The sequence below is a fragment of the Hominimerdicola intestinalis genome, from assembly GCF_054655215.1.
Window position 1 is genome coordinate 225,682 of sequence record NZ_BAAHNZ010000001.1, and the last position, 14,378, is coordinate 240,059.

Annotated in this window: 13 protein-coding genes; 11 read left to right on the forward strand and 2 right to left on the reverse strand. The window is 45.5% G+C overall.

Annotation, left to right across the window (positions count from 1 at the left end; translation table 11 throughout):
- Positions 1–5: 5 nt before the first annotated feature.
- Positions 6–1,304 (reverse strand): D-alanyl-D-alanine carboxypeptidase family protein, encoded by a 1,299-nt coding sequence (locus ACYQ0H_RS01120; RefSeq protein WP_459810987.1) that lies wholly within the window; start codon positions 1,302–1,304, stop codon positions 6–8.
- Between the two features lie 258 nt (positions 1,305–1,562).
- Between ACYQ0H_RS01120 and ACYQ0H_RS01125 the strand changes: the two genes are divergently transcribed.
- The 8 genes from ACYQ0H_RS01125 to ACYQ0H_RS01160 are packed head-to-tail and all read left to right on the forward strand — an operon-like array spanning position 1,563 to position 8,832.
- Positions 1,563–2,015: a cell division protein ZapA gene (locus tag ACYQ0H_RS01125; protein WP_459810988.1), complete on the forward strand. Its 453-nt coding sequence runs from the start codon at positions 1,563–1,565 to the stop codon at positions 2,013–2,015.
- Entirely contained in the window at positions 2,015–4,078 is a 2,064-nt protein-coding gene (locus ACYQ0H_RS01130) for a peptidase U32 family protein (RefSeq protein WP_459810989.1), read from the forward strand. The genes ACYQ0H_RS01125 and ACYQ0H_RS01130 overlap by 1 nt, the downstream gene beginning before the upstream one ends.
- Before the next feature lie 52 nt (positions 4,079–4,130).
- Positions 4,131–4,568, forward strand: a complete 438-nt coding sequence (gene dut / locus ACYQ0H_RS01135) for a dUTP diphosphatase (protein WP_459810990.1) — start codon at positions 4,131–4,133, stop codon at positions 4,566–4,568.
- 22 nt (positions 4,569–4,590) lie between these two features.
- Positions 4,591–5,772, forward strand: a complete 1,182-nt coding sequence (locus tag ACYQ0H_RS01140; protein ID WP_459810991.1) for a serine hydrolase domain-containing protein — start codon at positions 4,591–4,593, stop codon at positions 5,770–5,772.
- Between the two features lie 20 nt (positions 5,773–5,792).
- Positions 5,793–6,278: a hypothetical protein gene (locus ACYQ0H_RS01145; RefSeq protein WP_459810992.1), complete on the forward strand. Its 486-nt coding sequence runs from the start codon at positions 5,793–5,795 to the stop codon at positions 6,276–6,278.
- Positions 6,275–7,426: an amidohydrolase gene (locus ACYQ0H_RS01150; protein ID WP_459810993.1), complete on the forward strand. Its 1,152-nt coding sequence runs from the start codon at positions 6,275–6,277 to the stop codon at positions 7,424–7,426. Before ACYQ0H_RS01145 ends, ACYQ0H_RS01150 begins: the two co-directional genes overlap by 4 nt.
- Before the next feature lie 12 nt (positions 7,427–7,438).
- Positions 7,439–7,972 carry a flavodoxin domain-containing protein gene (locus tag ACYQ0H_RS01155; protein WP_459810994.1) on the forward strand — a complete coding sequence of 178 codons (534 nt, stop codon included), beginning with the start codon at positions 7,439–7,441 and terminating at the stop codon, positions 7,970–7,972.
- 17 nt (positions 7,973–7,989) lie between these two features.
- Entirely contained in the window at positions 7,990–8,832 is an 843-nt protein-coding gene (locus ACYQ0H_RS01160) for a fumarate hydratase (RefSeq protein WP_459810995.1), read from the forward strand.
- Here the strand turns inward: ACYQ0H_RS01160 and ACYQ0H_RS01165 are convergent.
- Positions 8,827–10,152: an alanine/glycine:cation symporter family protein gene (locus tag ACYQ0H_RS01165; protein WP_459810996.1), complete on the reverse strand. Its 1,326-nt coding sequence runs from the start codon at positions 10,150–10,152 to the stop codon at positions 8,827–8,829. The two genes, ACYQ0H_RS01160 and ACYQ0H_RS01165, sit on opposite strands and share 6 nt — an antisense overlap.
- Positions 10,153–10,287: 135 nt before the next feature.
- Here ACYQ0H_RS01165 and ACYQ0H_RS01170 point away from each other — a divergent pair, with 135 nt between their 5' ends.
- From ACYQ0H_RS01170 to ACYQ0H_RS01180, 3 genes are read left to right on the forward strand one after another with little or no spacing between them, the layout of a single operon-like run.
- Positions 10,288–10,737: a PH domain-containing protein gene (locus tag ACYQ0H_RS01170; protein WP_459810997.1), complete on the forward strand. Its 450-nt coding sequence runs from the start codon at positions 10,288–10,290 to the stop codon at positions 10,735–10,737.
- Positions 10,738–10,784: 47 nt separating this feature from the next.
- A complete protein-coding gene (locus tag ACYQ0H_RS01175) occupies positions 10,785–12,326 on the forward strand; it encodes a PH domain-containing protein (RefSeq protein ID WP_459810998.1) in 1,542 nt (513 codons plus the stop codon).
- A 24-nt stretch (positions 12,327–12,350) separates the two neighbouring features.
- Entirely contained in the window at positions 12,351–14,378 is a 2,028-nt protein-coding gene (locus tag ACYQ0H_RS01180) for an ATP-binding protein (protein WP_459810999.1), read from the forward strand.

The window sequence follows — 14,378 nt, forward strand, 5'->3', positions numbered from 1 at the left end:
AATCATTATTTGTATTTTGAAGTTATGCCCAGATATTCCTCAAGACACTTTCCGCTTTTTTCTACTGCCTTCGCGGTTTTAACGCCAAGGTAACGGATGTGCCAAGGCTCGTATTTATAGCCGGTCACGCTTTCCTTATTTTTAGGATAGCGTATTATGAAGCCGTAATCGGAGCAGTTGGCGGCAAGCCACTTTGCTTCCTTTGTTCCCTCAAAAGACGAGCTAGCGTTGTTTACGTCCATAGCCAGTCCCGTTTGATGCTCGCTGTGCCCTGGTCTTGCCGAATATCTGTCTGCCGCGGCTTTTCCGTCCCGTGCAGCATAGCTTGAATACAAATATTTCTGATAAGAATATGAACGGAAGCCGGAGCATATCCAAAGGTTTATTCCGTCTTTCCATGCCGCTTGCTGCATTTTATAAAAAGCGTTTAAAACGGCTTTGTTCATATTCGGATTATATTTTGACGGAAGGGCATAGGTCTTATTTGCGATAAGTATTCCCTCCACATATGTAACGCCGTTTTTCTTTATGATCTCCGGCTTAGTGGTAACGCTGAAGCTGTTTCCGAACGACCCGAAGTGATTCTTTCTGTCAGCGTCGCATTTATAGGCGCGTATTCTGAATTTGTACTGAGTTCCCCGTTTCAGTCCCGAAATGCGGCATTGGTCAGCTGACGGATCCTTTACCGTAGTAATATGCTGCCACTTTTTTGCGTCGGGACTGTACATATAGATCTGATATCCGTTACAGGTCACCGGCTTCCAGAATAGCCTTACTGCATCGTAGGTGCGGTTGGCTTTTGTTATATTTAACTTCTGCGGCTTTACAGCAGTACATATCGTATTTGAATATTCGCTCCAGTAATTTACTCCGTCGGCCTTGACATAGCTTTTTACCTTGTACTTATAGGCTGTTCCCGGGGAAACCTTTTTGTCGGTCCACGAAAAGGTATTATTGTTTTTTACAGACGTTTGGCTGATAAAGCTGCCTGTTTTAAAGTCATAGCGGTAAATGCGGTAGCCTGTTGCTCCTTTTACCTTTGACCAGTTCACAGTTACTGATCTGTCAGAAGAGCTAAGGGAAATAAGCTCGGGGGCGTTGGGAGCAGCTGTTTTCAGAGCTGACAAAAGACAGTCCGAGGCAGCTTCGGAAATTGAATACACTGCCGCACAGCTTTTCTTATACAAACTGTTTTCTCCGTTCGCAGCAGCTGCCGCAGGGAAAACAGTCTGCGTTCCGACAGAAGCAGCGGCGATAAGCGAGGCTGAAAGCGAAATTATATACTTCAGGATAATAACAATCACCTGTCCTTTCAGGATGAATAAACGGCTTATTTATTTAATTTAATTATAGCATAAGAGAGGTTTTTTTCAATATCCCGCCGCAATATTAAGAAATATAAGTATAGGATCGGTGAATTGAATAAAAAGCTGCGGTATAAAAGGTAAAAATGCCGAAATAAGAGTTAATTTTATTAAAAGCTCTTTTCAAACGGTGAAAAATGTTGTATAATAAAATTAATAATACCAACTTGATTTTTTCGGAAAGGAACGGGTTTCACTATGAAAAATGAAATTACCGTAAAGATTTTCAGCAGAGAATTTCATCTTCTGACTGATGAAACAAAGGAGTATACTGACAGGCTTGCGGCGGAGCTTAATAAGAAAATGTCTGAGCTTTTAAAAGCAAAGCCTACGCTGTCGCTTCAGGACGCTTCTGCACTCGTTTGTCTTGATCTCTGCGACGAGCTTGTAAAGGCAAGACAGAATATCGAGAATATCCGCTCTCAAATAAAGGACTATGTAGATGACGCAGGAGAAGCGCGCAGTGCGGCGGACGAGGCTCAGAAGGAGCTTAGAACGCTCAGGGAGAGAGTTTCTCAGCTTGAAAAGGAGGTCAGCCTGAGAAAATCGCTGTCGGCGGAGAGCGAAAAGCTATCGGCAAAGGATATGATCTCTCAGGATATAAACAAGGCGCTTGAGAATAAGTATCCGTATAATTACGGCAAAAAGTAATGGCGGAAATATTAGCGCCCTGCGGAAGCCGAGAGGCTCTTGACGCCGCACTCAGAACAGGATGTACCGCCGTTTATCTGGGGGGAGAGGCTTTTTCCGCAAGGCAAAACGCAGCAAACTTTGATAAAGACGGGCTGAAAAATGCGGTTTACGGCTGCCATGTACGGGGAGTTAAGGTTTATCAGGCTATAAATACTATAGTTACCGACGGACAGCTAGAAGCGCTGGCGGACGAAGTAAAAGCTGCCTGTGAAATTGGAGTAGACGGACTTATTACGCAGGATCTGGCGCTGGTTCGTATTGTAAGGGAATGTTGTCCCGATATGGAGATTCACGCTTCGACTCAGATGACCCTGCACACCGAGAGAGGCGTCCTTCTGGCAAAGGAAACGGGCTTTTCAAGAGCCGTTGTTTCAAGAGAGCTTAATGCGGATATTATAAAACAGCTTTGCACGCTTCCTGTAGAAACAGAGGTTTTCGTGCATGGCGCGCTTTGTATGTCCGTTTCAGGACAATGCTATATGAGCGCAGTCATAGGCTCGAGAAGCGCAAACAGGGGTCTTTGTGCCCAGGCCTGCCGGCTTCCTGCTTCTGCGGCGGAAAATCAGACTGACAGGTACGATCTGTCGCTTAAGGATATGTCTTATATGGGTCATATCCGTGAGCTTGAGGAGTTCGGCGCCGCTTCTTTTAAAATCGAGGGAAGAATGAAGCGTCCCGAATATGTAGCCTGTGCTGTGGATTCGCTCAGAAAAGCGCTGAACGGAGAGAAATACGACATAAAAAGGCTTGAAAACGTATTTTCCCGCAGTGGATTCACCGACGGCTACTATACCGGCAGGACAGGCAGAAAAATGTTCGGCTACAGACAGAAGGAGGACGTAATATCTTCGGCTGAGGTCATACCGCAGATACATGAGCTTTACAGGCAGGAATACAAAAGAAGCGGTATATACTTTTATATCCGTATCAGGATAAATGAAAGGGTATATCTTTCAGCGTCCGACGATAACGGGATAACGGCGGAGGTATACGGTGAAAAGACTGAAGCGGCTGTAAACCGTCCTGCCGACGAGGAGTTTATACAAAAACAGCTTTCAAAGCTTGGAGGTACTATTTACCGTTTCGGAGGACTGACTGCTGAAATTCAGGAGGGGGCAGCCTGTACCGCTTCTCAGCTTAATTCTCTCAGGCGTGAGGTCTGCGCCGCTCTGGATAAGAAGAGATATGGATTTTTCACCAAAAAGCCTGCATTTACGCATAAGAAGTTTGATATAATTAAAGCTGAAAAAAGTGCGGCTCCAGAACTGAGAGTTTCGGTCCGTGATATAGCTCAGCTTTCAGAAACGGATTGGGATAGGATAAGCCTTGCAGTGTGTCCTTTAAGAGCGCTTGAAAGGGCGTTTGAAGGCGGCCTGCCCGGGTATGCTGATTCGGAGAAGCTTGCGGCTGAAATGCCCAGATTTACCTTTGACGAGAAGAAGGATTTTGAAAAGCTGAAAAGACTGAAGGAACAGGGGATAGCTCATATCGTCTGCACCAACTACGCTCATATTTCCATGGGCAGGGAGCTTGGAATGACAATGCACGGCGGTTTCGGACTGAACGCTGCTAATTCCCTTGCGCTGGAAGAGCTTAAAAGGCTCGGTTTAAGTGACTGTATAGTTTCCTTTGAGCTTAAAGCAGGTCAGATAAACGAGCTGGGCGGAGGACTTGACTTCGGAATAATAGGCTACGGCAGGCTCCCGCTAATGCTTGCGGTAAACTGTCCTGTTAAGCAGTCGCAGGGCTGTAAGAACTGTACGCACGGAATATGGGACAGAACTAAGAGATTTTTTCCGATCAGATGTTCAAAGGAGCAGGGATACGTTGAGGTGCTTAATTCGGACGTCTTATATATCGGCGACAAACTTGACGATTTCAGGACGGCGAAGTTTATTCAGCTTGATTTCTTTGACGAAGCGCCGGAGCAGACTGCGAGGATAACGGAAACGTTTATGGCTGGCGAGAAGCCTGAGGATATGCGGCTTACCAGAGGACTTTACTACAGAGGGATATTGTAAAATTGAAATCGGAAAAGGAGAAGCTTCTTACAGTAATGAAGCGTGATAATATATGAAACTGCTGATAAAAAGATTAAAGGAAAACGCTGTGCTGCCAAGGAGGGCAACAGAAGAGAGCGCAGGCTACGATCTGTCAGCCTGTATTGACGCTCCTCTGACTGTCAAGGCAGGGGAAACGGCTATGATTCCAACGGGACTCTCGGCACAGCTTTGCGGAGAGGAAAAATGCGTTCTGCTTATATACGCAAGATCGTCGCTGGCGGCTAAGTTCGGACTTGCCCCTGCAAATTGTGTCGGAGTTGTAGATACCGACTACAGGGGGGAAATAATGATACCTCTGCATAATCATTCAAGCAAAGATTATACCGTTTCGCCCGGCGAAAGGACCGCACAGCTTGTGATTACACCTATTTATACACCTGAGGTCGAGGAAGCCGCAGAGCTTTCCGATACTGTTAGGGGAGTGGGCGGATTTGGCTCAACTAACTGATTTACATTTGGAGGATAAGATAATGAACGTTAAAAAGCTTGAGGAAGTCGGCGGAATTTTAGACGGACAGGTCGAGCGGGGCGACGTTGCAGGCGGCTCGGTTCTGGTCTTGCAGGACGGAAAGGAGATTTATCGTCATAACAGCGGAATGGCAGATATTGCGAGAAATATCCCTGTTGAAAGCGATACTATTTTTAGGATATATTCAATGACAAAACCTATAACGGCGGCGGCGCTTATGATTTTACACGACAGAGGTATGTTTGATTTTGAGGACAGTATTGCGCAATATCTGCCGTTTTTCAAGAATATGACCGTTCTTGCCGAGGACGGAAAAATCGTTCCTGCAAAGCGTGAAATAACTGTTCGTGAGGTCGTGAATATGACCTCGGGACTGGTTTATCCCGATATGTCTTATCCGGCAGGAATTAAAATGGAAGAAGTTTACCACAAATATTATGAGGAATGCGAAGCAGGCGCACGAATTTCAACCCGTGAGCTTATGGAACGTGCGGCAAGATCTCCTCTTGCATTTCAGCCGGGCGAAAAGTGGCTTTACGGCATAGGCGCAGACGTGGCAGGTCTGCTTATTGAGGAGCTGAGCGGAAGGAGCTTTCGTGAATTCCTTAAAAAAGAGCTTTTCGAGCCGCTTGGAATGACTGATACGGATTTTTATGTGCCAAAGGAAAAGCTGGACAGATTTTCGGAAATGTATCTCTGGAACGATAATGAAAACCGCCTTGAGGTAATTCCATGGCAGCATTTGGGCTTGAGAGGATTTTTCAAAGAACCTCCTGCATTTGAATCGGGCGGAGCGGGGCTTGTTTCAACCGCGGACGATTATGCAAAATTCGCATCAATGCTTATTCACGGCGGAGTACATAACGGCACAAGGCTTCTGAGCGAAAATGCGGTAAAAATCATGACTACCGATCACCTTACCTTCGAGCAGAGAAAAACTCTTGACTGGGATCAGTGCAGGGGCTGCGGCTACAGCTGTCTGAACAGAGTTCTTACCGACCCGTCGGAGTGCGAGGGCGTAGGAAATATCGGCGAATACGGCTGGGACGGCTGGCTCGGAACATATTACTGCAACGATCCGGTTGATAAGATAACGCTTATTTATATGATCCAGCGCTGCGGCGGCTTCGGTTCATATCCGTCAAGACAGATGAAGAAGATCATTTATGAGGCATTGAAATAAAGACAAGAAAGTGAAGGATTATGATAACTCAGTCAATACTTGAAGGTTATATAAAACAGGCTGCTTCAGAGCTGTATTCAAAAGACAGCTATCTTATAGAATGTCAAGCCTGTGAGAGAAGCATTATGTATAAATTTGCTCATTATTTAGATAATTTGATAAGTAAAGATCCGGCTTTCTCTGGATATAACCTTGATTGCGAATACAACAGGGATATTTTGGATGTGAAGTGCATTGGTTATTGTTTAAACAGGGTTTATCCTGATATAATTATACATAAGCGAGGAACTAATAACGATAATTTATTGGTAATTGAATGTAAGACATGGTGGAATTCAAATATTGATGATGATATAAAGAAAATAAACGCTTTTTTATCACCGAATGAGCAATATAATTATCAGTTTGGACTATGTCTCATATTTGCGGAAAACAAAGAAAACATCAAATGGATAACCTATGATAAAAATCTATATTACCGCGCATTAAAGGAGCTGTATAAATGACAATATACAACGTAAAAATATACACCCAGAATAAAAACAGAGATATAATTGAAATTGGTTATGTAACCTTTGAAAACGGAGTTATTAAGAAAATCGGCGCAGGAGCATATAACGAAATATCTGACGGTGATCTTGACGGAGAGGGAAAGACCCTTTATCCCGGTTTTATCGACGCTCACACCCATCTCGGGCTGACTACAAACGGCGTGGGAGCGGAAAGCGAGGATTTTAATGAGGAAAGCGAGCCTGTTTCCCCTCAGCTCAGAATATGCGACGGAATAAATCCCTTTGATATAAGCTTTTCTGAGGCTGTCAAAGCAGGAATTACCGCTGCGGTTATTTCGCCCGGTTCTATGAATCCGATCGCAGGGGATATTGCGGCGGTTTCAACTGTGGGCAGACGTATCGACAAAATGCTTTTAAAAACCGTCGGAATGAAATTCGCACTGGGCGAAAACCCCAAGATGACATATATGAATCGTGACGAAACGCCATGTACAAGAATGGCAATTGCGGCAATGATAAGAGAAACGCTTGCAAAGGCGAAACGATATATGGAGGACAAGGAAGCGGCGGAGGAAAACGGTGATGATCCGCCCGATCTCGATATAAAGTCAGAAGCTTTGATCCCGCTGCTTAAACGTAAGGTCAAAGCGCATTTTCACTGTCACCGTGCGGACGATATTTTCACAGCTGTCAGAATTGCAAAGGAATTTAAGCTTGACTATGTGCTTGTCCACTGCACCGACGGTCATCTTATCGCAGACGAGCTTGCACAGGAAAACGCCTGTGCGGTCGTAGGTCCTGTAATGTGCGACGCCTGCAAGCCGGAGCTTGCTAATATTACTCCAAAAAACGCAGGAGTTTTGGCGCAAAGCGGAGTTAAAACTGCAGTATGTACCGATCATTCAGAAACTCCGATCCAGTATCTTACGCTGACCGTCGGGATATGCATAAAACACGGTTTGGATCTTCAGAGTGCAGTTGACAGCATAACGATAAACGCTGCTGAAATTGCAGGAATTGACGATCTCTGCGGTTCGGCCGAGGTGGGAAAGCGCGCTGATCTGGTTATGTTCAGTGGTAATCCCTTTGAGGTAATGACAAGTCCGGAAGCGGTTTTCGTTGGCGGTATAAGGCAGCTTTAATAGGAGTAAGAAATGCATACGGGAATTATTATTTATCAATCAAAATACGGGGCAACTGAAAAATATGCGAAGTGGCTTGCTCAGGCAACGGGATATGAATATATAGAAACTCCTAAAGCCTCAATAAGCGAGATCGTTAAGTATGAAAAAATAATATTATGCGGCGGAATTTATGCTTCGGGAATAGCAGGATTGGGTTTTTTGAAAAAGAATTACAGCAGGCTCAGCAATAAAAGAACTGCCGTTTTCTGCGTAGGCGCATCTCCGTTTGACCAAAAGGCATTTGAAGAATTAAGGGCGTTTAATTTAAAGGGTGAATTAAAGAATATTCCGTTGTTCTACGGCAGAGGGGCGTGGAATGAAGAGAAAATGAGTTTTAAAGACCGTACGTTGTGCAGGCTGCTGCAAAAAGCGGTTGCTAAAAAAGCTCCAAACGAGCTTGAACCGTGGATGAAAGCCTTAATGTGTGCCGCCGGTCAGAAATGCGACTGGACTGATAAAGCTTATTTAACCCCCTTGATCGAGTATATTTATGCGAAAAATTAATATAAAAGGTGATATTAATGAGAGAAATTAACGTATCGGAAGTTGAAAATGCGGTAAGGGATCTGTGCATCGAGGCTAATCTCTATCTTCCCAAGGATATGGAGGAGTGCATAAGGTGCGGCGCAAAGGCTGAGAGATCCAGCGTAGGAAAAAATGTTTTTAATGATATTATTGACAATATAAAAGTCGCGAGAGATGAAACTATTCCGATTTGTCAGGACTGCGGAATGGCAGTCGTATTTATGGAGATCGGTCAGGACGTTCACTTCGTCGGCGGCTCGCTTAACGAGGCGATAAACAAGGGCGTTGCAAGAGGCTACACAGAGGGCAGGCTGCGCTGTTCTGTAGTTTCCGATCCGCTTGAGCGTGTAAACACAGGAGATAACACTCCTGCCGTTGTTCATCTGAAAATAACCGAAGGTGAAAGCGTTAAGATCATGGTCGCACCTAAGGGCTTCGGAAGCGAGAATATGTCGCAGCTTAAAATGATGACGCCGTCGGTCACAGCTGACGAGATCGTCGATTGGGTAGTCGGCGTTTGCGCAGCGGCAGGTTCTAACCCCTGTCCTCCGATTGTAATTGGTGTGGGCATTGGCGGAGATTTTGAAAAGTGCGCTTATCTTGCAAAAAAAGCGCTTTGCAGAAGCGTAAGCATAAGAAATCCCAAGCCGCTTTATGCAGAGCTTGAGAAAAAAATGCTTGAAGGGATAAATAAGCTTGGAATAGGCCCTCAGGGCTTCGGCGGAACTCAGACCTGTCTTGCGGTAAATATAGAAGAAGCCCCGACGCATATCGCAGGACTTCCCGTTTCGGTAAATGTCGGCTGTCATGTTACAAGACACGCTCATACCGTATTATAGCCGTCGTTTTTTATGCTCGGCAACGGCTTCGTTTGAAAGCAGCAGCAGAGCGGTAATGTTAGGTATGGCCATAAGACCGTTGAAAATATCGGATATTTCCCAAACAATCGAAATAGAGGTAACAGCGCCGGCGTAAGCACAGGCAAGAAAGATCAGCTTATAAAGCCTGCTGCGCCGTGGAAGCAGGTATTCCCATGCTTTAAGTCCGATGAAAAACCAGCCGATTATTGTTGCAAAAGCGAAAAGCATTATAGATACGCCTATAAAGGCTTCCCCGAAGCTTCCAAGCCCTGTGCCGAAGGCCTTGCAGATAACCTCCGCCGAGCCGTCCTTTATATCGGTTCCGCTTGTAAAAAGCACCAGCGCAGTCAGGGTGCAGATTATCATGGTATCTATAAAGACCTCTGCCATTCCCCAAGTACCCTGAGTTTTCGGATCCTTTATCTCGCAGGAGCTGTGAACAGCGACGGTCGAGCCAAGACCCGCTTCGTTTGAGAACGCACCTCTCTTCAGTCCGATAACAATTGCGGAATTTACCAGAAAACCTGAAAATCCGCCGGCTGCCGAGCGAAAATTAAAAGCTTCCTTGAAAATACCGGAAACGGCAGAGGGAAGAAATTCGTAATTTCTGCATATAACTATTAGTGAGCCTCCGATATAAAAAACCGACATCAGAGGAACCAGCCGCTCGGTAACCTTACCAAGCCGCTTTCCTCCGGATACCGTAAAGGCTGTAAGCAGAACTGTCGCTCCGGCGGCGGCATATGCCGGAAGAGCAAAACTTCCGCTGCATACTGATACGATAGAGTTGCTCTGCGCCATACAGCCCATACCAAGTGAGGCAAGAGTGCAGAAAACTGCGAAAATTACGGCGAGCCATCTTGAATCCAGACCGTTTTCCATATAGCTCATTGCGCCCTTGACCTTTGAGTTTTTGCAGTATTTTACGCCGAGGATATTTTCGGTATAGGAAAGCGCCATGCCGAAGAAGGCTGATATCCAGAGCCAGAAAACAGCTCCCCGTCCTCCTGCTGCAACTGCGGTTCCGACTCCGGCTATGCTTCCTGTTCCGACGGTTGCTGCAAGAGCCGTTGAAAAGCCCTGGAGCTGCGAAAAAGCGCCCTTTGAACCGGCGGAAGCAGGATCGGGATTCTTTTTGAAAAGTGTTCCGATCGTGTTTCTGAAGATTTTTATTATATGTATCTGGGGGAAACCCATTCTGACGGAGAGATATATTCCCGACGCCAGCATTAATATAAGCACGGGGTAGCCCCAGATCAAAGAGGAAAGCTTCTGACAAATCAGGCTTATTCTGTCCATTGAAAAAGTTCCTTTCTGTTTGAAAGACTGTCAGTAAATGATATGCCTGTCTTAATAAATTTATACCCTTGTCTGTTTGTGCTTTTGGTCAGACTGCTTGAGGCCGGAGGTTTCGGCTGAGAAAGGACGGATATTATGTATAAATACAAGCCTGCGAAAAGAGCCGCGGCGTCTATATATATTCTGCTGACCCTTGTTCTCGTTGCGGTAACAGCGGCGATATTCCTGCTTATTCCGCTTATCGGCGAATATGATATATATGCGGCGGCGGCTTACTGGGCAGTTCATGCATTTTTTTCCTGCGTGCTTATTCCTATGTATTTCAGGCATTCGAGAATAAGCATTACTCATGACGAGATCGTACAGTACAGCGGAATGCTGACTCTTACCAGTGAGTTTATGCCTATGGAATCGGTAAAATCCGTAACTACTGTAATAACTCCGCTGAGCAGGTTTACCGGATTGAATTTTATTATCATAAACGCTCTCGGCTCAAAGATATTGCTGCCTTTTATGAGAAAGGACGACTGTTTGGAGGCTACGAGGTATATAAATGATATTATAAGAAGCAGAAAACCTCAGTAAAGCCTGCCGCTGATAATAAGCCGGCGGATAAAAAGGACGGTGTTTATTTGAACAGACCTCAGGCGGCTCTGGCTGCCGCAAAGGAGAAAAGAAGCTGGCTGAAGTCGTTTTTCAGACACAGACAGCATCCGATAAAAATAATAAACTATACTTCAAAGAATATATGGCTGCTGCTTATCCCCGTTACGAAGTATCTGGCAGCGGCTCAGTTTGATTTTCAAAGCTGGATAAGAACCAACTGGCTGGATATTCTGACTATTGCCGCGATATTTGCGTTTGCGGTGCTGCGTTGGATTTTTGTTTACTATGAGATAGAAGAGGACGGAATCATTGCTCATACCGGACTTTTCGGCATTCTTACGACGAAGGTCTATTTCAGCGAGATAACTACGTTTTCATGTACCCAGAGTTATATATACAATGCTGTTAATGCCTGTACTATGTTTATCGAAACCAACGCCGATTCCCTTCCTAAAACAGATATTAAGCTAGTGCTTTCGGAACGGTGCGTCAATGAGATATACGAGGCGGTCACGGCTCAGGGCAGAAAGCTTCCAAAGTTTTCAGTATCGCCCAAAAAGACCTATCTGCTTATTTTTTCCCTGCTGTTTTCATCAACTCTTTCAGGAATGATACTTTTCGGAACGTTTATGTTCGAGGTATACAGGCTTGTGGGGAAGGAGCTGGGCATAAAAATGGAGGAGCAGTTTATCCGTAAGGTAAACGGCGAGATAATAAGGATCGACAATCAGCTGCTCAGGCTTTCAAGCACTATTCCTAAAGCGGTGCTTGTTCTGGCAGGAATAGTAATGGGAGGCTGGATACTGTCGTTTACGGCAAATCTTATGAGACACTGGAGCTTTACAGCTACCCGGTGCGGCTCTCAGCTTATAATACAAAGCGGTATAGCAACTAAAAGAAAGCACGTTATAAACCGTGAAAAGGTAAATTTTCTTGACTTTCAGCAGACCTTGCTCATGAGGATCTTCAGAATATGCTCGGTAACGCTTTACTGTACAGGCTACGGAAAGAAAAGGCGTGAGATATCGGCGCTTATACCGATAACTACAGACAGCGAAATGTGGGCGTCGCTCAAAATTCTCGAGCCGAACGTACCTAAGCCCAAAACCGAAATATCCACGGGCAGGCATGATCTTATGCGTTTTATGCTTATACCTGCGCTGTTCTGCTTTATACCTCCGGCTGCGGGTACGGCTGCAAAGCTTATTTTTGAAAAATGGCATACAGAGATAAATATAATTATGGCGCTTGCGGTCATTCCGTTTATATGGCTGCTGATAGTTCAGATAAACGCGGCGTTTTCTACAGAGCTTGGCTTCAAAAACGGTTATTGTACGCTGGTTTACTGTCCGTGGTATCAGTTTCATAAGATCGTGCTGCCTAAAAAGAATATAAGCAAGATCTCGGTTTCCAGGAATATTTTTCAGAGAAGAAACGGAACCTGTACCTTGAAGGTATATACCAATGCGGAAAAAACCAAATATCATAAGGTAAAAAGTCTGCCGTACGACAGGGTCATGGATATATGTATCCGCGAAGGCTATCTTATGGAAACACAGAAACTATAATTCAAGAAGAAGGGAGGGAACGGTATGGCAAAATTTGACGCCGGCATGCAGCCGCTGCTGGATACGTTTATTTTTGAAACGGACGAGCTTCTGGAAGGTCTGGACGAAATACTGATGCGGACTGAAAAGGGGGAGCTTAGCGGCGAGGATATCGGGGAAATATTCCGTATAATGCATACCGTCAAAGGCTCGGCGGCGATGATGGGACTTAATAATATGTCCGTTCTCGCTCATGCAGTAGAGGATCTGTTTTCGGTTATACGGGAGGATCCTTTGGTAAGTTATGATAAAACAAGGCTTTACGAGCTTTTGTTTGAAAGCTCCGACTGTCTTAAAAATGAAATGAGCACGATAAGCGACGAGGCCTGTGAGCCAACGGATTTTTCCAGGCTGGCGGCTGTTATACGGTCGTTTGCTGATGAAATGAAAGGCGGCGCAAGCTTACAGACCTCTGCGGCTTTAACCGCTAATGAGCTTTTTCCTGAGGAAGAAAACGAAAATATAAGAACCTTTAAGGTCGTATACGAGGACGGCTGCCTTATGCAGGCCGTAAGGGCAATGGTTCTGATAAAGGCGCTGGGCGGCTGTTCCGAGGTATGCTCAACTGTGCCGGCAGATCTTGACAGCGATTCGGCAGGGGATATAATAGCGGCGAACGGACTTTACATAAAGCTTATTACCGACGATACCGAAAAGGTTATGGAAGTTCTCAAAAACGGAATGAGCGTAGCTTCGGCAGAGGAAATAAAGCGTCCCGTGGTAAGCAAGCCACAGGAAAAACAGCAGGCTGATAAACCGGCGGTTTTGCCGCAGAATGAAAAGAAGAATTCACAGAGCAGCATTATCTCGGTTCGTCTTGAAAAGCTGGACAGGCTGCTTGACCTGGTAAGTGAGATAGTTATAGCTGAGTCGTCGGTTACCTCAAGTCCCGATCTCAAAAATATAAACGCTAAGCTTGATCGGTTCAGAAAGGCATCTAGAGAGCTTAAAAAACTGACAGACGAGCTTCAGGACGTTGTAATGTCTATAAGAATGGTCCCTGTATCAACGGTTTTTACTAAGATGAGCAGAATAGTCAGGGATATGAACAAAAAGCTTGGAAAGAATGCAGAGCTTGTTTTTAAGGGAGAGGAAACCGAGGTCGATAAGTCGGTAGCCGATATTCTTGGCGATCCGCTTATGCATATAATCAGGAATGCTATAGACCACGGAATAGAAACCGACAGCGAACGTGCGGCTGCGGGAAAGACCGAACCCGCCAGGGTAGTTCTTTCGGCAGGCTATGAAAGCTCCGAGGTAGTAATAAAATGCTCAGACAACGGAGCGGGAATGGATCCAAAAAAGCTTTTGGCGAAGGCAAGGAAAAACGGAATCTTAACTAAGCCGGAAAGCGAATACACTGAAAGCGAATGCTATAATTTTATTATGAAGGCAGGCTTTTCGACCAATGAGCAGGTAACGGAGTTTTCCGGAAGGGGTGTGGGAATGGACGTTGTACGCCGGAATATAGAAAAGGTCGGCGGAAAAATAAACGTCAGCTCCGAATACGGCTCAGGTTCGGAGTTTGTTATAAGAATACCACTGTCGCTTTCCATCATAGACGTACTCGGCGTTTCAGCGGGAGGCGGCAGCTTCTCAGTTCCGGCTTCCTCGGTTAGAGAGGTTTTCAGGGCGCGTGATGAGCAGCTTATAAATGATCCCGGCGGAACTGAGCTTGTAATGCTGAGAGGAAAATGCCTGAGGGTAATAAGGCTTTCGGAGGCTTTCGGTTTTGGATCTCAGCGCCCTGAGCTTACGGGCGGAATAATGCTTTATTGTTCGGAAGAGGGAAGAGAAGCGGTGATTTTTGCGGACGAGCTAACCGCTGATCAGCAGGTCGTAGTAAAGCCTTTTTCGCCGCTGCTGTCCGGATTTAACCTTAAGGAGAACGGACTTACCGGCTGTTCAGTACTTGCAGACGGAAGTATAACGCTTATAACCGACGTAAATGAAATATTCAAGACGCAGGGTATTCAGGGTACGGACACAGATGACAGGCAGGGAGGTTTTTAG

What these genes read in the sequence shown, in the direction of transcription:
- ACYQ0H_RS01125 (WP_459810988.1), top strand. Translation starts at nt 1,563, where the DNA reads ATGAAAAATGAAATTACCGTAAAGATTTTCAGCAGAGAATTTCATCTT.
- ACYQ0H_RS01130 (WP_459810989.1), top strand. Translation starts at nt 2,015, where the DNA reads ATGGCGGAAATATTAGCGCCCTGCGGAAGCCGAGAGGCTCTTGACGCC.
- dut (WP_459810990.1), top strand. Translation starts at nt 4,131, where the DNA reads ATGAAACTGCTGATAAAAAGATTAAAGGAAAACGCTGTGCTGCCAAGG.
- ACYQ0H_RS01140 (WP_459810991.1), top strand. Translation starts at nt 4,591, where the DNA reads ATGAACGTTAAAAAGCTTGAGGAAGTCGGCGGAATTTTAGACGGACAG.
- ACYQ0H_RS01145 (WP_459810992.1), top strand. Translation starts at nt 5,793, where the DNA reads ATGATAACTCAGTCAATACTTGAAGGTTATATAAAACAGGCTGCTTCA.
- ACYQ0H_RS01150 (WP_459810993.1), top strand. Translation starts at nt 6,275, where the DNA reads ATGACAATATACAACGTAAAAATATACACCCAGAATAAAAACAGAGAT.
- ACYQ0H_RS01155 (WP_459810994.1), top strand. Translation starts at nt 7,439, where the DNA reads ATGCATACGGGAATTATTATTTATCAATCAAAATACGGGGCAACTGAA.
- ACYQ0H_RS01160 (WP_459810995.1), top strand. Translation starts at nt 7,990, where the DNA reads ATGAGAGAAATTAACGTATCGGAAGTTGAAAATGCGGTAAGGGATCTG.
- ACYQ0H_RS01165 (WP_459810996.1), bottom strand. Translation starts at nt 10,152, where the DNA reads ATGGACAGAATAAGCCTGATTTGTCAGAAGCTTTCCTCTTTGATCTGG.
- ACYQ0H_RS01170 (WP_459810997.1), top strand. Translation starts at nt 10,288, where the DNA reads ATGTATAAATACAAGCCTGCGAAAAGAGCCGCGGCGTCTATATATATT.
- ACYQ0H_RS01180 (WP_459810999.1), top strand. Translation starts at nt 12,351, where the DNA reads ATGGCAAAATTTGACGCCGGCATGCAGCCGCTGCTGGATACGTTTATT.